This window comes from Sulfurimonas sp. C5 (assembly GCF_029872055.1).
Taxonomy (GTDB): Bacteria; Campylobacterota; Campylobacteria; order Campylobacterales; family Sulfurimonadaceae; genus Sulfurimonas.
The window spans coordinates 726,226-747,295 of the sequence record NZ_JARXNQ010000001.1; the positions used below are offsets into that span (position 1 = coordinate 726,226).

At 35.0% G+C, this 21,070-nt stretch carries 23 protein-coding genes; 11 read left to right on the top strand and 12 right to left on the bottom strand.

The features are described 5' to 3' along the window. Window positions 1-9 precede the first annotated feature (9 nt). Window positions 10-384: a DUF2237 domain-containing protein gene (locus tag P6N22_RS03560; RefSeq protein WP_280330224.1), complete on the bottom strand. Its 375-nt coding sequence runs from the start codon at window positions 382-384 to the stop codon at window positions 10-12. 114 nt (window positions 385-498) lie between these two features. Here P6N22_RS03560 and P6N22_RS03565 point away from each other — a divergent pair, with 114 nt between their 5' ends. From P6N22_RS03565 to P6N22_RS03575, 3 genes are all read left to right on the top strand, one after another. Then, entirely contained in the window at window positions 499-1,431 is a 933-nt protein-coding gene (locus tag P6N22_RS03565; protein WP_280330226.1) for a flagellar hook-length control protein FliK, read from the top strand. Then, a complete protein-coding gene (locus P6N22_RS03570) occupies window positions 1,428-1,676 on the top strand; it encodes an EscU/YscU/HrcU family type III secretion system export apparatus switch protein (protein WP_280330228.1) in 249 nt (82 codons plus the stop codon). The genes P6N22_RS03565 and P6N22_RS03570 overlap by 4 nt, the downstream gene beginning before the upstream one ends. Before the next feature lie 61 nt (window positions 1,677-1,737). Beyond that, on the top strand, window positions 1,738-3,900 hold the full coding sequence (locus P6N22_RS03575) for an EAL domain-containing protein (protein ID WP_280330230.1): 2,163 nt from the start codon (window positions 1,738-1,740) through the stop codon (window positions 3,898-3,900). Window positions 3,901-3,923: 23 nt separating this feature from the next. Here P6N22_RS03575 and polA read toward each other — a convergent pair whose 3' ends face one another. From polA to P6N22_RS03595, 4 genes are read right to left on the bottom strand one after another with little or no spacing between them, the layout of a single operon-like run. Then, a complete protein-coding gene (gene polA / locus P6N22_RS03580; protein WP_280330231.1) occupies window positions 3,924-6,641 on the bottom strand; it encodes a DNA polymerase I in 2,718 nt (905 codons plus the stop codon). After that, window positions 6,641-7,468, bottom strand: a complete 828-nt coding sequence (locus P6N22_RS03585) for an HDOD domain-containing protein (RefSeq protein WP_280330233.1) — start codon at window positions 7,466-7,468, stop codon at window positions 6,641-6,643. Before P6N22_RS03585 ends, polA begins: the two co-directional genes overlap by 1 nt. Before the next feature lie 56 nt (window positions 7,469-7,524). Further along, window positions 7,525-8,232, bottom strand: coding sequence for a sulfite exporter TauE/SafE family protein (locus P6N22_RS03590; protein ID WP_280330235.1), 708 nt, complete (start codon window positions 8,230-8,232; stop codon window positions 7,525-7,527). Further along, window positions 8,233-8,736 carry a hypothetical protein gene (locus tag P6N22_RS03595; RefSeq protein WP_280330237.1) on the bottom strand — a complete coding sequence of 168 codons (504 nt, stop codon included), beginning with the start codon at window positions 8,734-8,736 and terminating at the stop codon, window positions 8,233-8,235. Between the two features lie 128 nt (window positions 8,737-8,864). Between P6N22_RS03595 and P6N22_RS03600 the strand changes: the two genes are divergently transcribed. Then, on the top strand, window positions 8,865-10,124 hold the full coding sequence (locus P6N22_RS03600; protein ID WP_280330239.1) for a DEAD/DEAH box helicase: 1,260 nt from the start codon (window positions 8,865-8,867) through the stop codon (window positions 10,122-10,124). Between the two features lie 9 nt (window positions 10,125-10,133). Here the strand turns inward: P6N22_RS03600 and P6N22_RS03605 are convergent, their stop codons facing one another. The 3 genes from P6N22_RS03605 to P6N22_RS03615 form a co-directional block, all read right to left on the bottom strand. After that, on the bottom strand, window positions 10,134-11,267 hold the full coding sequence (locus P6N22_RS03605; RefSeq protein WP_280330241.1) for an MFS transporter: 1,134 nt from the start codon (window positions 11,265-11,267) through the stop codon (window positions 10,134-10,136). A gap of 7 nt (window positions 11,268-11,274) precedes the next feature. Further along, complete coding sequence (locus P6N22_RS03610) at window positions 11,275-11,751, bottom strand: HD domain-containing protein (protein WP_280330243.1); 477 nt, start codon at window positions 11,749-11,751, stop codon at window positions 11,275-11,277. A 120-nt stretch (window positions 11,752-11,871) separates the two neighbouring features. After that, window positions 11,872-12,774 carry an AraC family transcriptional regulator gene (locus P6N22_RS03615; protein WP_280330245.1) on the bottom strand — a complete coding sequence of 301 codons (903 nt, stop codon included), beginning with the start codon at window positions 12,772-12,774 and terminating at the stop codon, window positions 11,872-11,874. 152 nt (window positions 12,775-12,926) lie between these two features. On the opposite strand from P6N22_RS03615, the gene P6N22_RS03620 reads away from it, so the two are divergent. The 4 genes from P6N22_RS03620 to P6N22_RS03635 are packed head-to-tail and all read left to right on the top strand — an operon-like array spanning window position 12,927 to window position 15,647. Beyond that, a complete protein-coding gene (locus P6N22_RS03620; protein WP_280330247.1) occupies window positions 12,927-14,096 on the top strand; it encodes an NAD(P)-dependent alcohol dehydrogenase in 1,170 nt (389 codons plus the stop codon). A gap of 9 nt (window positions 14,097-14,105) precedes the next feature. Continuing rightward, window positions 14,106-14,831: an SDR family NAD(P)-dependent oxidoreductase gene (locus P6N22_RS03625; protein WP_280330249.1), complete on the top strand. Its 726-nt coding sequence runs from the start codon at window positions 14,106-14,108 to the stop codon at window positions 14,829-14,831. A 26-nt stretch (window positions 14,832-14,857) separates the two neighbouring features. Further along, on the top strand, window positions 14,858-15,298 hold the full coding sequence (locus tag P6N22_RS03630; RefSeq protein WP_280330251.1) for a cupin domain-containing protein: 441 nt from the start codon (window positions 14,858-14,860) through the stop codon (window positions 15,296-15,298). A 10-nt stretch (window positions 15,299-15,308) separates the two neighbouring features. Then, a complete protein-coding gene (locus tag P6N22_RS03635; RefSeq protein WP_280330253.1) occupies window positions 15,309-15,647 on the top strand; it encodes a cyclophilin-like fold protein in 339 nt (112 codons plus the stop codon). A 10-nt stretch (window positions 15,648-15,657) separates the two neighbouring features. On the opposite strand, the gene P6N22_RS03640 is transcribed toward P6N22_RS03635, so the two are convergent. Continuing rightward, window positions 15,658-16,098, bottom strand: a complete 441-nt coding sequence (locus P6N22_RS03640; protein WP_280330255.1) for a MarR family transcriptional regulator — start codon at window positions 16,096-16,098, stop codon at window positions 15,658-15,660. A gap of 107 nt (window positions 16,099-16,205) precedes the next feature. On the opposite strand from P6N22_RS03640, the gene P6N22_RS03645 reads away from it, so the two are divergent. Next, window positions 16,206-16,949, top strand: a complete 744-nt coding sequence (locus P6N22_RS03645) for an SDR family oxidoreductase (RefSeq protein ID WP_280330256.1) — start codon at window positions 16,206-16,208, stop codon at window positions 16,947-16,949. Window positions 16,950-16,984: 35 nt separating this feature from the next. On the opposite strand, the gene P6N22_RS03650 is transcribed toward P6N22_RS03645, so the two are convergent. From P6N22_RS03650 to P6N22_RS03660, 3 genes are read right to left on the bottom strand one after another with little or no spacing between them, the layout of a single operon-like run. Next, the gene (locus P6N22_RS03650) at window positions 16,985-17,812 is read right to left on the bottom strand and encodes a tyrosine-type recombinase/integrase (RefSeq protein ID WP_280330258.1); all 828 of its coding nucleotides are present in this window, start codon (window positions 17,810-17,812) and stop codon (window positions 16,985-16,987) included. Next, window positions 17,812-18,807 (bottom strand): hypothetical protein, encoded by a 996-nt coding sequence (locus P6N22_RS03655; RefSeq protein ID WP_280330260.1) that lies wholly within the window; start codon window positions 18,805-18,807, stop codon window positions 17,812-17,814. Before P6N22_RS03655 ends, P6N22_RS03650 begins: the two co-directional genes overlap by 1 nt. Before the next feature lies 1 nt (window position 18,808). Continuing rightward, window positions 18,809-19,405, bottom strand: coding sequence for a tetratricopeptide repeat protein (locus P6N22_RS03660; protein ID WP_280330262.1), 597 nt, complete (start codon window positions 19,403-19,405; stop codon window positions 18,809-18,811). Window positions 19,406-19,616: 211 nt separating this feature from the next. Between P6N22_RS03660 and ald the strand changes: the two genes are divergently transcribed. Both ald and gatC read left to right on the top strand, forming a co-directional pair. Next, window positions 19,617-20,714, top strand: a complete 1,098-nt coding sequence (gene ald, locus P6N22_RS03665) for an alanine dehydrogenase (protein ID WP_280330264.1) — start codon at window positions 19,617-19,619, stop codon at window positions 20,712-20,714. 64 nt (window positions 20,715-20,778) lie between these two features. Further along, on the top strand, window positions 20,779-21,069 hold the full coding sequence (gene gatC, locus P6N22_RS03670) for an Asp-tRNA(Asn)/Glu-tRNA(Gln) amidotransferase subunit GatC (protein WP_280330266.1): 291 nt from the start codon (window positions 20,779-20,781) through the stop codon (window positions 21,067-21,069). Window position 21,070: the final 1 nt, after the last annotated feature.

The window sequence follows — 21,070 nt, forward strand, 5'->3', positions numbered from 1 at the left end:
TTCTGATTACTATAAATCAATAGCACATTTTTTTAATGTTTCTAAATCTACTAGTTTTAAAATATTGATATGAGTAGAGTGTATAAATATTTTCACATCAATACCGTCTTTCAAAGCACGGGCAAAACTAGGCCCGTTTAAACACCAGCTATCACCAGGTTTCAATCCTGGAAAATTATACTGCGGCATTGGAGTCGAAAGGTCATTACCCGCTTTTTTTGAATATTCTAAAAACTCTTCTGTTGCATAGATACAAACCATATGTATAGATTCATTGTTTTTTCCACATTCACAATAACCACTACGGAAAAAACCTGTTAAAGGATCTAAACTACATGGTTCTAAAATACCGCCAAGAGCGTTAAGTTCTTTCATCTCTCTCATAATTATATACCTAATTTTTTCGTGATTTTAACTCATATATTTTAAAGACAAATAAATAAATCCAATTATAAAAATATAAGGAGTTTTTTTGTTAACTTAGAATAAACTCTAGGAATGATACAATTAAATACAGGTAAATTGCAAACTATTGTCCTGCCTTCAACAAATAAGGCACTTGCTCGTGTGTTGCAAGAGCTCTCACCTGAGAAGTTTGCCCAACTATCACAAGCGAAGGATCTCAGTTCTATATTAAACTCTATTTTCAAAGAATCTGCTACAAGTGAACTGCAAAATCAAACTCTCTTGGAACTGCTTAAGAATAACCCTACTATGAAAGAGCTTGGAAGTATTAAAAGCACTATGAAAGAACTTCTGTTTTTTTTGCAAAATGACAAACAAAATCTCCCTATTGAAAAACATCTGCAAAGCATGCTTAGCGATATAAAAAATATAGACGATAAAACACTCAAAACCAAACTCGAAAACTCCGGTTTATTTTTAGAATCAAAGCTCAAAAATCTTAACGCTCAAGATGCAAAAATCCAAGAGCTTCTTTCCAATGATTTTAAAGCAGCACTGTTAAAAACCAAACAAGAACTTGAGAGTTCATTGTTGCCAAATAAAACACAACTACTCAATATCGTCGACAAACTTTCTCTGCAAATTGATTACTATCAACTTCTTTCGCATCTATCAAATGCTTCGGCAATGTATATACCATATGATTTTGATGCACTTGAAGATGGAAGCTTTAGTGTTAAAAAAGATAAAAACGGGGCTTATTTTTGTGATATAGAACTTAATCTCAAAGAGTATGGAGAGTTACGTATACGCCTTGGTCTGTTTGAAAAGAAGTTCCTCAATATTAATGTAACAACACAAAATCAAGAACTTAAAAACCTTTTATTACCAGATATCAAAGAGCTGAAAGAACAATTGACTTCTACTGGACTACTTGTTCAAGATATCCGTTTTATAGATCCAAACGAGACCAAATACACTCAAGAGACAAAAGATATCGATCTCGGTTTTGAGGTAAAAATATGAAACCAAAAGCAGCAGCGCTGAAATATGATGCAACTAAAGACTCTGCACCAAAGGTAAAAGCGAAAGGTGAAGGTAAAACTGCTCAAAAAATTATAGAGATTGCGAAAGAGAATGATATTCCGATCAAGCAAGATGAAGATCTAATAGAACTCCTCTCAAAAGTAGAACTTGATCATGAAGTTCCACCTGAGATGTACAAGGCAATAGCGGAAGTTTTCAGCTTTATATATAAAAAAATCAAATAATTGTACGAATATTACAAATGTGTGATACAATAAACAATAACAATGAAAATGGATTATTTTAATGTCTTTTAACGATACTAGCTGTAATTTAGAACTTCAAGATCTTGAAGAGGTGCAAATTACGCCAGAGGAATATAATAATATTATTACGATACAAAATGATATTTTAAGTATGATAGCAGCAGGAACAGAAGCCAGATCAGTACTTGACACTTTGTGTCTTTTTGCTGAAAAACTTCTACCCAACTCTGTTGCGTCTGTTATGCTGGTAGATTCTTCAAACGGTTTAATGAGTGTATTATCTGCACCTTCCGTCCCTGATGTTGGACATCAAGCTTTAGCCAATTTAAAACCGGGTGCAGGCGGTGGTTCTTGTGGAAATGCCGTTTTTAGAAATGAAGCCCAATATGTCACGAATACTTTTGAAGATGACAGATGGCGCGATCTGCGTAAAATAGCTTATGACTTTAATCTATGTGCTTGCTGGTCAATGCCAATAAGGGATCAATACGGTATACCTGTAGGAAGTTTTGCCCTTTCATCTTTCGAACACCGTTCACCTTCTAATTTTCATAAAAAACTTTTAGAAACAGGTTCTAAAATTATTAGTATTGTTCTTAAAAACATTCAAAAAGATCAAAAAATCAAACTTTTTTCTGTTGCCCTGCAAAATGCTTCAGAGGGTATTATTATTACCGACCAACACAATAAAATCATTGAATGCAACCAAGCATTTAAAGATATCTATAAATTTACGGATGAAGAGATTTTTGGGAAAAATCCAAGGATATTATCGTCTAGATTACAATCTCCGTCATTTTATAGAGAGATGTGGGAAACTTTAGAGAAAACATCAAAGTGGGCAGGTGAAATTACAAATATTGACGCTCACGGCAATGAAGTCATTCAATGGTTAAGTATCAGTATTTTAGAATTTCAAGGTAAAAAGAATTATGTCGGTATTTTCACTAATTTGACAGAATTAAAAGCTGCACAAATGAAAATAGAAGCACTGGCATATACAGACACTCTTACATCTTTAAACAATAAAGCTAAACTAGCTCGAACACTTGAAACATATCATGGCGACATTACATTAATTTTACTCAATGTAAATAACTTCTCCTATATTAACAGTGCATACGGATTTGAAATAGGTGATGAAATTCTCGTAGATATTGCCGAGGTATTAAAAAATAATTTTGGTACACATGAAACATTTAGAATTAATGCCGATGAATTTGCCCTACTTTATACAAAAGAAGTTGATATCAAAGAGCTTGTTGCAGAAATACAGGAATATTTTTACAGTTCAACATTGCTTGCCTCTGATTTGACGTTTAATATTTCATTTACTTACGGCGCCGTTTTTACCGATGCAAATCATCTTAGAGATGCTGCTTTTGCATTGAAAAAGGCAAAAGAAAACGGGAAAAACAACTTATATATTTACGAACCTTCAACTAGTCGAGAATATAGTGAGGAAAATAAAAAAGCTTTCATAGAATCAAGCCGTCATCTTTATTCAGCTTTACTTGAACACAGAGTAATCCCTTATTTTCAAGGTATTAGAGACAATAAAACAGGAAAAATTCTGAAGTTTGAAGTATTAGCAAGAATTCAAGAATTTGACAAAGTCTTATCACCTATTGCCTTTTTAGAAGCTGCCAGACTTTCAGGATTATTAACAGAAATAACAAAAAGAATTATAGACACAAGTTTTAAAGAGATGTCCAAAAATGACTACTCTTTTTCTATTAATATTACAGAAGATGATCTAAACCAACACTTCTTAAAAGACTACCTCTTACAAAAGACTAAAGAATATAACATCTCTCCAAATAGAGTCATTTTAGAAGTTTTAGAAGGTGTCAGTGCAACAGGTAAAACAAACCATGTACAACAATTAAAAAGCTTAAAAGCAAGCGGCTTTAGAATAGCTATTGATGATTTTGGATCTGAGTACTCTAACTTTGAAAGAATCTTAGATATGGAGATTGACTTCTTAAAAATCGATGCAAGATATATTAAAAATATCGACACCGATAAAAAAAGCTATGAGATCACAAAAGCTATCAGCTTTTTTGCAAAAAATGCCAAAATCCCTACTATTGCAGAATTTGTTCATTCTCAAGCAGTTCAGAATAAACTTGATGAACTGGGTATTGAATATTCTCAAGGGTTCCTTTTTAGTGAACCTACTCCAAAGCCTATCGAGAGATAATTATTTCTCAAGGCTTGAATTCTTTATTTTAACTCACTCCAATTATCACCTATATTAAGTGATGCTTTAAGTGGAATATGAAGCTCATAAATCTCTTCCATAATTGATTGAAACTTTTTACCAAGCTCATCAGCAACATCTTCATCAACTTCAAAAATCAATTCATCGTGAATCTGCAATAAAAGTTTTGCGCGTAAATTCTCTTTTTTTATTGTTTTTGCAATTTTATTCATTGCAAGTTTAATAAGATCGCTTGCACTTCCTTGAAAAACACTATTGACACTCTCACGTTCGTAAGCAGCTTTAAACATAGGCGTCGCATTCTCATAGTCAAAATATCTTCTTCTATGTAATAATGTTTCAATATAACCGTTATGTTTAGAACCGTCCACTATAGACCTGAAATAAGTTTTTACTGTTGTAAATGATTCAAAATACTTTTCAATAATCTCTTTTGCTTCTTTTGTTGTAATTCCTAAAGTATCAGAAAGTTTTTTCTGTCCCATACCATAAAGAAGTCCAAAGTTTACCGTCTTTGCTATATTTCTTTTCTTGGCAGCCTCTTCCTCTCCAAAGAGAACGATTGCAGTTTGAAGGTGAATATCTTTATCGTGATTAAACGCATCTACTAAAACAGGATCCTGTGTGAAATGAGCCAAAAGTCTAAGTTCAATTTGTGAATAGTCGATCCCTATAAGCTTTTTCCCTTTTGGTGCAACAAATGCTTGACGAATTTTTGCACCAAGCGGTGTACGAGTAGGAATATTTTGTAAATTAGGATTTTTAGAACTTAAACGTCCCGTTGCCGTTCCAGTCTGTACAAATGACGTATATATACGAGAACTTTCACTCTCTTTTGCCAGTTTTAAAAGAGGTTCAATATATGTAGAGTAAAGTTTATAAACCTCACGATACTCCAAGAGTTTTGGGATAATAGGATGTGCTTCTATAAGAGAGTTTAAAACTTTCTCATCAGTAGAATAACCTGTTTTTGTCTTTTTACCGACAGGAAGTCCAAGAGTTTCAAATAAGATTACACCAAGCTGTTTGGTAGAGTTAATATTAAACTCTGAACCTGCAAGCTCATAAATCTCTTTTGTCAAATTAGCAAGACTATCTTTTACCTCATCTAAGAACTTCTCTAAAAATACAGTATCTAGTGCTATACCGTTTTCTTCCATCTCTAAAAGAGTCTGCATAAAAGGTATCTCTATCTCATCTGCTTCATCGATCAGGTGTGCCGCATTTTGCAGTTCTAGTTTTTGTAAAAACAAGTTGTAGAGTTTAAGTGTTATATATGCATCTTCTGCTGCATATTTACACGCTTCTTCAAGTTCAACCGATGAAAAATCATCTCCTTTTTTTACTGTATCTTTAAACGATATCATCTTATGGTTCAGTAGTTTTTCTGAAAGTTTATCAAGTGCAAGAGCTGCTTCTGAATTGATAAGCCATGCAAGGATCATACTGTCTGCATAAGGTTTTAAGGTTTCGCCTACAAATTTATTGACAAAGTGTAGATCAAACTTGATATTGTGCCCTACTACAAGTGATTTGAAGATCTTCTTGATAGCCTCTTTTGCATCCTCTTGGGAGATCTGTTCACCGACACCTAAATAGAAGTGTCCAAAAGGAACATAATACGCTTCATCTTCATTAAAACAGAATGAAAAGCCGACTAACTTATCGGTTTTATAATCAAGTCCAGTTGTTTCCGTATCAAAGGCTACAACACTCAACTCTTCAAGTTGTGAAAGTACTTCGTTGAGAGTTTTTGTATTCGTGATCAGAGTTGTTTTAAACTCTTCTGCACTTTTATCCTCTTCAATCTCTTCTTGAGCTTTTTTCACAGCCTGCTCTTTTCGCTCTTCACTTACCATATTCTTTGCATGAAGAGTTCTAAGGACTGCATTTTGCTCATACTGTACAAGTTCATCGTAAATATTTAAAAATGGATTTTCAACATCCATTTTATACTCTTCAAAATCTAAGTTTTCAAATGCATCATCACGAAGAGACACAAGCTGCTTAGACATATATGCCTGCTCTTTAGACTCGATCAGTTTCTTTTGATTTGCCCCTTTGATCGCATCTATATTTGCATAAATATTATCGAGTGTTCCGAACTCTTTTAAAAGTTTTTCCGCACCAACTTTTCCGATCCCTTTTACACCTGGAACGTTATCGGCACTATCTCCAAGAATTGATTGGTAGTCAATGAACTGTTTTGGAGTTACTCCGTACTTTTCATAACACGCTGCTTCATTGATGCTTTTTCGCTTGATTGCATCTACCAACACTACTTTATCGTCATCTATAAGCTGATAAAGGTCTTTATCGTGTGAGACTACACGTACGATATAACCCTTCTCTTTTGCAAATTTTACAACCGTCGCGATCATATCATCTGCTTCAAAACCAGTAAGTCCAAGTGTTTTATAACCCATTTTATTGATCCACTCAATAGCTACTGGAAGCTGCATTGTAAGTTCCGGCGGAGGTGCTTGACGGTTTGCCTTATAGTTTTCATCTATCTCATTTCTAAAAGTAGGACCTTTAGAATCAACGGCAAAGATAAGATAATCGCTGTCATGCTCTTTTTGCAATGTTGAGATAAAGTTTGTAAAACCTGTTAAAAGCCCTGTCGGGAAACCGTCTTTAGTTTTAAGATGTTGTGGAAGTGCATAAAAGCTTCTGAAAAAGAAGCCGAAAGTATCAATAACTGTAACTACTTTTGACATTATACTTCTGCTTCTTCTTCGATAATATCTAACATATCATCAATTGCATCTTCTAGAATTTCATACTTATAACCGCCATCTCTTGCTTTGCGAAGTGCAAAGTTAATCGCTTGCTCGGAAAAAGGCTTATTAATAGGTAACGCTGTCTTTACTATATGTAAAGCCGTTGCAAACTCTTTTATTTCAGCAGGAGCTTCTTCCGGCGTATCTGCGAAACGGATCATTTCAACAAACTCTTTAGGAAATCCCCAGTGTTCAAAAACCTTAGACGTCACTTCAGAACTTGTAACCCCTACATAAGATTTTTCAACTTGAGCGAGATTGTTCGACATCTCCACTTCAGATTTAAAACTAACATCTTCATCTTCTTTAATTACGTCACTAGCAATTAAAATTTTTCCTGTTTCTTGCAAAAAAGCTGCCAAATAAAGTTTTTCTGCTTTTGCTTTATCTATTTTTGAATACCATTTAGTCATTAAGGTTGCTTGCATAGAAGAGATTTCCGCAAAATCATCACTTGTAATTCCATACGGCTGCATATCAACGTTTAAAAGTTTTCTTACCGCATTTCCAACAGCAATGCTTCTCGTCATACTCATACCGAAAAGCGATACCGCTTGAGCGACATTTTTGATCTCATTTCCAAAGCCGTATAAAGGAGAATTGGCAGTTTTTAAAAGGTTAGCTACGATCATAGGATCATGTTCAATTACTTTAGCAAGATCAGCTACACCAGATTCAGAGTCTGCGAAAACCCTATCGATTTCAGCAATCGTTTTTGAAAGAGGAGGAAGTGACTTAATACTCTCTATAATTGAACTTTTCATAGTCTCAAAACCTTTTTATTTTTATTATATCTAATTCTAAATTTAATCTACTTCAATTAATGACACTGTTGTACGGTTCTTAAAGGGTTTGTAAGATAATCGTAACCGTTGTATATAGTAAAACCGCCATACAAAATAACTGCTACACTTGAAAGACTCATCATCATGTTTCTAAAACTTGTAGCACTTGCCATTGAAGATAAAAACCCAAGCCCAAACATTGCAGGAATCGTACTGATACCGAAAATAAACATTACCAAAGCACCATACAATGGACTTGCCGTTGCAGCTGCTGTGATTGCGAAGAAATACACAAAACCGCAAGGCAGTAGTCCGTTAAGCATTCCAAGAACGAAAAAACTAAAATTTGATTTCGAATTAAGTATGCTTCTAAAAGCATTTTTATACATTTGCGAAGATGAAAATGTATGCTCAATCACTGTTAAAAATTTAATTTTTCCCATTAATGACAAACCGGCTAATACCATCACAATACCTGCAAATACCAACAATGCACCGTTTGCAGTATTTGAAAACGTAACTACACCACCGAGCGAACCAAAAATTGCACCTAAGATCGTATATGTAAATACTCTTCCCAAACTATACAGAAGGTGTGCCACACTTTTTGAAACTTTGGAACTCTGCGGCTCTATTTTGATACTAGAGTATGCTAAAACGATACCCCCACACATACCTATACAATGTCCAAAAGAGCCTAAAAATGCGATGCTAACTATTGCTATTATATTTACTGTATCCACTTATTTATCCGTTAAAATTTTTCTTATTTTCGGATCTTGCATAGTTTCACCACGCAGTGTAAAAAGTTTCATCTGCTCAAAGTTTACAAGTCCCTCTTGTTGTTTTTCATACGCTCCAAATCCAAAGCCCATAGGTGTTATTTCATCTCTTGAATAATAAGCTTCTCTTGCATCTATCCATTTATGAGTATCTCTACTCATTACCCAGATCTTTGCACTCTCTTTAAATGGTTTGTTTTCAAGCCATAAAACAAAATCTCCATGATCATGAAAAAACCAAGTTTTTCCGTCTTTTGCAACAATCTGAGATGCATATTTCAGATCATCGATAATCATCCCGCAATAGCTGTCCTGATATTTGTGAAGCTCAATTTGAAGTGGAATTTGCTTGAGGTTTCCCTCCTTGATCACAACCATATGCTGCGTCTTTCCTAGAGAAAGAAAGATAAAAACTATAACTACTACAAAAAGTAAAACTATTAATATTGGTGCTATTTTTTTCATAGTATGTATTATACTTTTATAATCTTAATAAGCTTTTTAGTCACTAAACCATATTAGTTTAAATTTCTGGCCTTACTCGCAGTTTATTATGCTATTATGAATTATATTAACAACTAGGATAAAATAAGTTGACATTTAAAGAACTGGGTCTATCAGCACCTCTATTAAAAGCGATACAAGAACAAGGCTATACAAAGGCCACACCGATACAGGAAAAAGCTATACCTGTAGTATTAGAAAAAAAAGACATATTAGCAGGTGCGCAAACAGGTACGGGAAAAACAGCAGGTTTTACATTACCTTTACTGGAACTGCTTGCACGCGATAAAGCAACAAAAGATAAACGTCATGTTCGTGCACTCATATTAACGCCGACACGTGAGTTGGCAGCACAAGTTGGTGAGAGTGTATCTCTTTACGGGAAGTATCTTCCTTTTAAATCTACCGTGATTTTTGGAGGTGTCAAGATAAACCCTCAAATCACTCAACTAAGAAAAGGTGTAGATATCGTGGTAGCTACTCCCGGAAGACTCCTTGACCATATATCGCAAGGAACGATCAAACTCTCAAAAGTTGACTTCTTCATACTTGATGAAGCGGATAGGATGTTAGATATGGGGTTTATCAATGATATTAAAAAAATTATGAAACTCCTTCCTAAAGAGAGACAAAACCTTCTCTTCTCAGCAACTTATTCAGATGCGATCAAAAAACTCTCAGAGAGTTTACTGAAATCTCCGACGCTTATAGAAGTAGCGCGAAGAAACACTTCAAGTGAGATCGTAAAACAAGCAGTTTACCACGTTGATAAAGCACGTAAACGTGAGCTTTTAACACATCTTATACGTGATGGAGATTGGAAGCAGGTACTCGTCTTCACAAGAACTAAACATGGGGCGAATAAACTATGTGGACAGTTGGAAAAAGACGGTATTACAGCAGTAGCTATTCACGGTAATAAAAGTCAAAATGCAAGAACTAAGGCATTGGCTGATTTTAAAAAAGGTGAAGTACGAGTCTTAGTCGCCACAGATATAGCAGCACGCGGCATCGACATAGACCAGCTGCCTCATGTGGTAAACTTTGAACTGCCTAATGTAAGTGAAGATTATGTACACCGTATTGGACGTACGGGACGTGCCGGTAATGAAGGTGAAGCAATCTCACTGGTATGTGTAGATGAGGATGAATTTTTAAGAAATATTGAAAAGCTTATTAAAAAAGATATTCCAAAAGTATGGTTAAAAGGTTTTAAACCCGATCCTTCTATAAAAGCTGAACCTATAAATATGGGTGGAGGTCGCGGTTCACGAGGTGGTTCTAAAAACAATTCAAAACCTAGACAAAATAAGCCTAGGTCTAACTCTAGAAATCGTTCAAAATCCTAAACACTAAAACTATTTATAACCCTTTACAAACAGGAAAACCGCTACACAAAGAGCGACAAGTGAGACTATAAAAAAGAGTCCTTGAATTCCGTAAGCCAAAACAATAGGCTCAAACAGTAAAGGGGAAGAAAACTGTCCCAAGAAAAAACTAGAGGTTAACATCCCTGAAGCTTTTCCTCTTTTATGCGGCGGTACTTGTGAAAGAAACCAAGCGTTGGTATTTACAAGTAAAAGCCCAAAAGCCATTCCAAGAGGAGCGGTAGCAAAAAAGAGATCTGCAATGCTATTGGCTTGAGAGACGATAAATACCCCTAAACTAAACAAGACAAATGTTGCCATATAGATCTGAATATAAGAAAATTTTGCTTTTATCTTTGCATACTGCATAGAGGTAAGAGCATTAAAAGTCATCGCTGTCGCGATTACAAAACCTACTGTTTGCGGTTTTCCACCTAAGATATTGACTATTAAATACGGCAATTGCGTTGGAAGCATGTAAAACAGTACCATGACAAAAAATGCAGTCAAGTAGACAGGAAACAGTTTTGTTTCTACATCCAAATCTTCATTGATTTGCGTATATTTTTTAGGTTCATAAAGAGATGTAAGAAGTAAGGGAAAAAAGAGTAGAGGAATTAAATAGATAGCGAAAGGATACGACCAATGTAGCTGAGCGAGCAATCCACCTAAAGAGATAAAAAATATACCTCCAAGAGCTACAGCCATCCCCTGTTTTGACATAAATCTATGTCGTGCCTCTTCACTAAAGTAATCTCCAATAAGTGCCGTTGAACTAGTCATAATAAGTGCAACTGCAAGTCCAAGAAGAGCACGACCGATTAGGATCACGTAAAAATCGTGCAGATAAAAGCCGGAACTCCCACCGATTATAAAAAGAATAATACCGCCATACAAAGGCTTTAAGCGTCCAAACTTATCGACAATATGTCCGGCAAACGGTGCAAATAAAGCTATGATCATTGAAGGAATTGTAAGCATCAGTTTTGATAAAAATTCAATATGTTCTATATCTGAAAAAGTATGTGCTATCAGCGGTAAGGAAGAAACTACGGTAATACCGGACATAACACCAAGTGTGGCAATCAACAGTAAGGATATTTGTATTTTTTTTGTATCTCTCATATATCTATTACTCTCTTCGTTTTTTTCCCTTGCCTAGATCATCATATATTAAAAATTTCTCTAAATCTCTTTGAAGCTCTTCATCCAGACTGTCCCAAATAGGTTGCTTTAAAGCATATCTAGCCAAGTCTTCTTTTTTTGCTTTTTTGATATCTCGAATGAGATAATGGTAACGAACCAAGTTTTTCGTATACTCACTTACAAAAGTCCAGTTTTTTATGATCTGATAACTTCTCTCCTCATGATCGGTAAAACTCCATTCTTTAAATTCCCAGTCTTCAGCATCCTTTTTAAAAGCAACAAAAGGTTTTCCGACATCGTGCAAAAAAGCAGCGCCAAGCATCTTAAATTCACCATGTTTAAGTACCTGATACACTACTCTCAAAGTATGAACAAGAACTCCATGCTGGTGCCATTTATTTTGAGTAAAAAAGAGTGAGTCTAAAAATGGTTTTGAAAATATTTTATTTTTTACTTCATTCATGATTTATGCCGTTTTAATACTCAAAACTACACGAGTATGTTTTCATTTCAATTTTTTCTTAAAAATACTAAATAATAATATGTATTCTATCAAAATTATCAAATTCTTTCATATACCACTTTAAGATATCTTTTGATTTTTAACTGCATAAGTTTTAGGAGCCAAGCCAAACATACGTGAAAATTCTCTACTAAATTGTGATGGACTTTCATATCCTACCTCAAATGCTACTTGTGCCGCTTCAATATTTTGTGTCAATAACATCTGTCTAGCTTCTTGAAGACGTAATTTTTTTTGAAATTGCAACGGGCTCATAGCAGTCATTTTTTTGAAACTGTGATATAAAGACGACTCACTCATACTTAGTGTTCGTGCCAACTCTTTAACGTTAAGCGGCTGGTTATACTTATCTTTTATCCTTGTAATAGCCTGTACAATCCGCTGTTCTGAACTTCCGTCTTGAACATATTGACGGATCACATCTCCTCCTTCATCACGCATAACCGTATACAAAATCTCTTTGATTATTAAAGGGGATAGTACAGAAATATCTTCCGGTGAATCAAGCAGACGAACCAAACGGGTAACAGACTCAAGAAGTTGCAGTTTCATATCTCCAAAGTAAAGACCGCGCTGTGATCTAGCCGATTGTTTTGCTACAGGAGGCATCTCTTTTAGCACTTCAAATATTTGCTCCATAGTAAATGTAATGGTAAGTCCGATATAAGGCTGTTGTAATGATGCCTTAACTACCCGTACTTGAGCGGGCATATGTATTGATGCCAATAGGTACATATCTTCATCATATGGAATCAACTCATCGCCAAGACCAACCTCTTTACTGCCTTGTAAAATTATACAAACAGAAGGCTCGTAAAGTGTTTCAAGCATGTCTGTCGGATCAGATCTATAATAAAAAGTAAGCTGATCTATTTGAGTAGTTATGAGGTTATCATCAGTGTATCTTAATTTGATGATATCTTTAAGTTCTTCACGATAGTTTTGTATTGACATATTATTCATAACATATCCATTTTTTTATTATTATACATCTCTTTGCAGAATTAGGCAATCATAATATAGAAATGTTCTATAGGCAATACCAATATTGTAGTACAATTTAATCATGCCATTACACAAAAGTTGTAATACAAAAACACTTTTAGGAGTTCAAGATGGATACTAAAGCAAATGAGAAGTCCAGAAGAGACTTTATAAAACAAACAGCACTAGCAGGTGCAGGTTTAGTATTTTCAACATCTACAAATACATTCGCTAAGGAGCAAAGGATGAACAATAATATACAATCAAAAGGTTATGCAGCAGTAGATACCTCAGGGAAGTTAAAACCTTGGAAATTTGAACGTCGTCCAGTGGGAGATGATGATGTATTAATCAACATCAAATATGCAAGTATTTGCCACTCTGATATCCATCAAATGAAAGGGCATTGGGGAGCACAACAGTACCCTCAAGTACCGGGTCATGAAATTGTCGGTGTCGTTGCTGCAGTCGGAAAAAATGTAACAAAATTTAAAGTTGGTGACAGAGCCGGTGTAGGATGTATGGTAGACAGTAACCCCGAATGTGAAAGTTTTAAACAGGGTGAAGAACAGTACTGTCCTGAGACCGTCTTTACTTATGGTTATCCTGAAAAAAGTTCACCTACTGGAATCTCTCAGGGCGGTTATTCAAATAATATTGTTGTAAAAGAACATTTTGTCGTGCATATTCCGGAAAATATAAGTTTTCAAGAAGCTGCTCCGCTACTCTGTGCTGGAATCACTACATACTCTCCTATTATGAAATTTGACATTAAAAAAGGAGATAAGGTCGGAGTGGCTGGAATCGGCGGTCTTGGACATATGGCTATAAAACTTGCCGTGTCAAAAGGAGCGGAAGTTTATGCTTTTACAACATCTGCAAGCAAGGTAGACGATATATTAAAATTTGGTGCTAAAGAGGCAATCGTTGTAGATGATTTGTCAAAACTACAACCTTATGCAGGCAAGTTAGATTATATGCTTTGTACGATTCCATATCAGTATGATGTTGCTGCTTACGCTTCTGTAGTTAAGCCTTACGGAACTTACACGCAAGTTGGTATGCCTGAAGGTTTCTCTCTTAATTTAAATGCTCTTGGGCTCTCATTTAGCCGCGTTAATTTTAATGCTTCACTTATCGGTGGTATGCCGGAGACTCAAGAGGTAGTAAATTATTGTTCAGACAATAAAGTGTATCCTCAAATTCAGATCATCTCTGCAGAACAGATTAATGAAGCTTGGGACAATGTAGTAAATAAAAAAGCACGTTACCGTTACGTTATAGATGCCGCAACATTCTAAGCAATTATAATGGCTAAAATATTTATAACCGGTTCGACTGACGGTTTGGGTTTCTTGGCAGCTCAAATGCTGATAAACGAAGGGCATAATGTTGTTCTGCATGCCCGTAATGAAGAACGTTCAAAAGAGCTACAGGAGAAGTTAACTTCATCCCAGACAATTTTGACAGCAAACCTGTCTGATATAAAAGCGACCAAAGAGTTGGCAAAAGAGCTAAACAGATTGGGAGCATTTGATGCAATTATTCATAATGCAGGTGTATATGAAAGTTCAAATGAGGAGATTTTCAAAGTTAATGTACTTGCTCCATATATTTTAAGTGCTCTTGTACATAAACCAAAGCGGCTTATCTATATAGGTTCAAATATGCACCAGCAAGGAGTTTTAGATATTGAAAACATTTCTTTAGAACAAGGTGTCAACTATGCAACTTCAAAACTACTTGTACTGATGCTCTCTTTTACATTAGCGCGTAAATGGCCCGATGTTTATGTCAATACTGTTGATCCTGGTTGGGTCCCGACAAAGATGGGTGGTTCAAGTGCGCCTGATGATTTAGATGAGGGGGCAAAAACACAAGTATGGTTGGCCTCAAGTGAAGCTGCTACGTTTAGTGGTCTTTACCTTTTTCATATGCAAGAGGCAAGTCATTCTTTAAAAGCAGACAATATCAGTGCACAGGAACAATTGCTTCAACACTATAAAATGATTAGCGGTGTTGAATTACAAGATTAAAGAAAACTATTCAAAAGGACTAAGAGATGAAGTATACAGATAAAGCAGAATTTGAAAAAGCAAATATGTTTGGTACAGGTGCATACAATGAAGATTATGCACAATACTTTACGGGAGATTCTTTTTTAAACTTATTACTCAATCCGGAAGATGCACATCTTCTTATGTTCAATGTCACTTTTGAGCCTGGTTGTCGCAATGACTGGCATATTCATCATGCTCAAAGTGGCGGTGGGCAGATACTGATCTGTACTGCCGGAGAAGGTTGGTACCAAAAGGATGGTGAAGAACCCATAAGCCTTCAAGAGGGATCAGTTGCATATATTCCAACAGGTGTAAAACATTGGCACGGTGCAAAAGCCGACAGCTGGTTTAGTCATATAGCTATAGAGATACCGGGAACTCAAACAAGTAACGAATGGCTTGAACGTGTAGATGATAAGTACTATGAAAGTCTCAAAGGGTAAGGAATATATTATGGAGATCACAATACTCTCTAACGATATTAAAATTGTTTTTCAGCTCAACAACTCTAAAGCTGCAAAAGAGCTGTACGGGCAGTTACCTTTAGAAATTAAAGTTGAAAACTTTAGTGACAACGAAAAGATCTTTTACCCTCCGACAAAACTCTCTATAGTTGATTCACCAATGGCAAATGCTAAAAATGGGACGCTTGCTTATTATGCACCTTGGGGAGATGTAGTAATGTTCTATAAAGATTTTGGAAATGCCTCTGGACTTTATGAATTAGGCAGATGTATCAAAGGTTGTGAAGACATTAAAAATATATCTGGAACAATTAAAATAAATAAGTAAAGGTATTTCTTTACACTTTATCTAAAGAAGAACTGACTTTTTGTAATAAACGTAAGAACTCTTCAGCTTCATCTTGATCTAAATCTTTAATAAGTTCCTGGTTAACCTCTTTTGCAAAATGGACAAGTTTTTGTACTAAAAATCGTCCCTCCTCTGTAAGAGAGATATTTTTCTTTCTTTTATCGTCTTGAGATTGTACTCTTTTGAGATAACCTTTTGACTCAAGCCTATCAATAAGTCTTGTTACACTTGCTTCATCCCCGTAAACATATTTCAGCAATTCTTTTTGTGTTGTTGTATTGTTTCTATAAAGATTCATCAAGATACTAAATTGTAAATGTGTAAGATCGTATTCTTGAATCCTTGACTCTATAAGTCTTTTAATAACAACAGATGTACTAATAAAGTGATAGCCATAAGACTCTTGAAAGTTAAATTCTTCTTTTTCCATAATCTTATTGTATCAAAAAATAACTAATACTTGTTATTAACAAGTAATTAAGTTTAAAGAAAATATACTTGCATATAACAAGTAATTTAAATAAACAGGAGTTCAAAATGTCAAAAAAAAATGTTCTTATAACTGGTGGAGCAAGAGGGATTGGTGCAGCAACTGCGAAAGATTTAGGTAAAAACGGTTATAGAGTATTTATCAATTATGTAAATAGTATTCAAGTTGCTAAAGAGCTAGCCACTGAAATTAACTCTAATGGTGGAGAGGCTTATACTGTGCAAGCTGATGTAAGAGACGATGTTCAAGTTGCATCTATGTTTGAACACATAACAAGTAACTATGGTGGCGTAGATATTTTAGTATCAAATGCTAATATGAATTTTACTCAAAAACCTTTTGTTGAACAAACTTGGGATGAGTTCTCTCAAAAATTAAATGATGAGATGCATGCATCGTATGTGTGTGCAAAACATGCAGTAGAGTCGATGATTGAAAAGAGATTTGGCCGTCTAGTGTTTATCTCAAGTACTTTATCGGAGAGTCCTGCACCAAGCTTTATTGCACATGGTTCTGCCAAAGGAGCATTAGATACTTTTAGTAAATATCTTGCTCAAGAGTTGGGAGCTTACGGTATTACATCTAATATAGTTGCACCTGGATTAGTATTAACTGATGCGACAGAAGGTGCACCGGAAGAGTTTAAAGAGTTTATCCGTTCAATCACACCAACGCAAACTATATCAAAACCAGAAGATGTAGCCAATGCGATTAGTTTTTTAGTTAAAGATGAAAGTGCTCAGGTAACAGGTGCTTACCTATCAGTTTCTGGAGGAGCTTATTTATCTTAATCAAATCATTCGGTAGTTAGCTGCCGAATGCAATGTTATAATCTCTCTTTTGCCATTGGGTGACATACATCCACCGTATCTTTGAGATCTTGCTTTTGTATGTGCGTATAGATCTGAGTTGTGAGTAGTGAAGAGTGCCCTAATAACTCCTGCACTACCCTTATGTCTGCCCCACCCCGAATTAAAGATGTAGCATACGAGTGTCTCAGTACATGGGGTGAAACTCCCAAATACTTTTGTGTTATTTTAAAAGCGGAAATACGGCTAAGCTTTCCCCCTTTGTAATTACACCACACAAACTCTTTATCAAAAGTTAGAGATTCCAAGTACTCTTGTATAGCATCACGTGCTACTTTAGCCAGGGGTACTATTCTTTCCTTTTGTCCTTTAGCATGGCGAATATGAAGCCACTCCCCTTCTATATCTCCCATAGAAAGTTCCAAACATTCAGAGATCCTTGCCCCGCTTGCATACAAAAACAAAATAAGCGCATAATCCCTTTTTCCGATCCACGTAGAACGATCGATTAGAGCCAGAGCACTTTGAATCTCTTCATAAGATAAAAACTTCGGCAACAGTTTTGGAATTTTTGCAGATTTTATTTTAGTTCTTTCATCGACAAAGTCCTCTTTGTAACAAAAGTCAAAAAAAGCATTAATTGAAGAAAGTTTACGGTTTAAAGTACGTTTGTTTTTATACTCTGAAAGAAGAGAAAGAATTGTTGGTGTGTCTAAAGAGATAAGAGGTTTTTGAAGCTTCTCTTCGACATATAACAAATCACCTTTATACGCTTCCACACTCTTTTTACTGAGAGTCTTGGTGACTATTATATATTCTAAAAAAGCTTCTAATTCCCTAGACATTACTCTATTGATATTTTAGTGTCATCCACATAAAAAACTTTGTCACCTACAAATACGAAACCGTCATCAAAACTTGTTTCATACACTTTGTAAGCAAAAGTTTTTTTATCTAATTCTATAAGGTATTCCTCTTTTTCAAGTAAATAGACTTTATCATCGACACTAATCATCCCTAATATGTGTGCAAACGGCAGTTTGATTTTATTAACTTCCTGTAAGTCAGGTGTCAATGAGATAATATTTCCTTCTTTCGTAGCAATATAAATCATTTTTCCATCATCCACAACACTTCTGATCTCATATTTTTGACGGATCTCTTTTTGTGCAAGAGAGAGGATTTTTGTACTTGTTGCAGCTATGATTTTATTGTCTACCATATTGAAATAGACAACATTATTGAACTGTTCTTGAGATGAAACAATTACAGTTCTCAGACGCTTTTTAAGTGTTGCATTAACAATCACTATCTTACCATCTAAGGTTGAGAAGATCACAAGATCTTTAAGGAAATAAGGATTAACAATTTTCATATCGACAGCTATAGATTTATTCCCCTGCTCTTTTAACAATAACTCTTTTGTATTTAAATCATATAAAGCCATATCGTTGTTTGCAAATAAAACGGCTAAGGTATTATCCTGTACACTTGCAGCAGCGATAGTATTTTTCAGATCGATATATTTCGTATTGTTTACATCCTCTTTCGACGTTACACTTACATTTCCGTCAATTGATGCTGAAACGATCCAACCGTTACTCTCAGAGATAACTCTTTTGTCTTCATCAATAGTAACATCAGTGATACCGTCTTTATCTAAAACTTTACGATTATCTAAAAGTGCTACATTGTAAGCTCTGTCAATCAGATCATCTTCAATGCCGCTTTCTTTATCCCAGTCATCCACTACTACCTGTGGTTTATAAACTTCTTTTGAACTACATCCGCTGAGTAATAATGTTGCAACAGCAATTGCTAATAATAGATAGTTTTTCAAACTACTTAACCCCGTAATGCATTAATGACTGAGCAACAACAGCTAAAGGAGATTGTGAAGAGATCATACTCAAATTCCCGTGAGCCTCATCTATTTTACCATCATTCATTGCGATAATAGCCAGTTCTACCAATGCTAAGTCTTTATAAATTGCATCTTGTTGTTTTGCATATTTTTCTAAAAGTTTTGGATCGTTTTTTAACTCTGCAGCTTCATATTTTGCCATGTCACCAATCAATAACGCTTTAGAACCTTTTAACGTTTCAAGGTCTTGAACATTTTGAGTTGTAATAGCTTGAGAATACAACCACACATCATGTAATTCTGGGCTTAATGACTTTAATCTTGCAAGTGTTGCAGGGTTTGAAGCATTCTTTTGTAACTCTTGTAACGTAGCATTTGCAGCATCAATAGTATTTTGTTTGTTTATACTGTAAGTAATATCAGCAGCTACAAGCAGTACAACAGCAATTACTGAACCTATTAACGGCTTTTTATATTTTTTAATAAATTTTTCCGTCACTACCGCTTTTTCGAAGAACTTCTCTTCAGAATTCAGCTCTTCTTTTACCATATCTATATTGTTTTTTAAGCTCAAGGAACATCCCTTTATTTCGAAAGTTTAAAATATTATCGCATAGTTTGTTAAATGTTTATTATATGGTAAATGATTTTTTTAATTCGAAAGCGTCATCTTCGCTAGAATTCTTAATACTGGCATAAATAATGTATCGTAAATTTCTAGAGAAGAAAAACTATAGTAGTAACTAAGTTACAATACTTAAGATCTAAATACTAAGGAGATACAGATGAATATCGGTATACCAAAAGAGATTAAAAAAGATGAATATAGAGTTAGTATTACACCAAATGGAGCTGCTGAACTTATAGCTCAAGGGCATAACGTATATGTACAGTCAACAGCAGGAGAAGGAAGCGGTTTTAGTGATAAAGAGTATATAGATGTTGGAGCTTCACTTTTATTGGATGTTGCTGAAATATATGAAATAGCCGAAATCATTGTTAAAGTAAAAGAACCTATAGAATCTGAATATCATTTATATAAAAAGGGACAAACGCTTTTTACATATTTACATCTTGCAGCAGATAAAAAACTGACTCTCTTTTTATTAGAAAAGAAAATTCGTGCCTTTTCCTATGAAACATTGCTTGTCGATGGAAAATTACCTTTACTTGAGCCTATGAGTGAAGTAGCAGGGAAAATGGCCTCATTGATGGGCGCTGTTCATCTTGGAAAATATCAAGGTGGCTCAGGTTTACTTGCAGGCGGTGTTGTGGGCACACAAAGAGCAAAAGTTATGGTACTCGGCGGTGGTATAGCTGGGACATGCGCTGCGCAAGTTGCAGCAGGTCTTGGCGCTGATGTAACAATTTTTGACATTAACTTAGAACGCTTACGCTATCTTGATACCGTCCTTCCTGCAAATGTTGCAACTATGTATAGTTCGAGTGAAAATATTCGTGCCCTTTTGCCTCAAACTGATATAGTGATCGGAACTGTATTAATACCTGGAGCAAAAGCACCAAAACTCATTACAAAAGAGATGTTAAAACTTATGAAAAAAGGGAGTGTATTAGTAGATGTTTCTATCGATCAGGGAGGGTGCTTTGAGACTTCGCATCCAACAACCCATACTGAACCTACATTTACACAAGAAGGGATCGTTCATTATTGTGTAGCCAATATGCCAGGAGCTTATCCTCGTACTTCGACATTTGCCTTAACGAATGCAACTTTACCATATGTAAAAGTACTGGCAAAGTATGGAGCTCAAAAAGTTTGTCAGGAATTGCCAGTGATGAGAAGTTCATTAAATACATATGACGGAACTTTATATAATGAAGCTGTTGGGCAAGCGCATGGAATTGCAAGTTCCAATATGTAGTTATTTTAATAAATTAAGTTTTATATGATAAAATTTAAAAAATTATAATAACTTAGGATATTTAATGCAGGTTGATGATAAATTATTAAGCAGATTAGAAAAATTATCTTATTTAAAAGTTGCAGATGAAAAACGTGCAGAGATTGTTGAACAATTATCTGAAATCGTAAATTTTGTTGACAACTTAGGAGAACTTGACACAGCAGGTGTAGACTCAGCATTTGCAATGAATGAAAATTCAACACCGCTAAGAGAAGATGTACCATCATGTGAAACAGCAATTAATGATGATATTTTACGTCATGCTCCTAATGCATCAGAACACTTCTTCATAGTACCAAAAATTATCGAGTAAT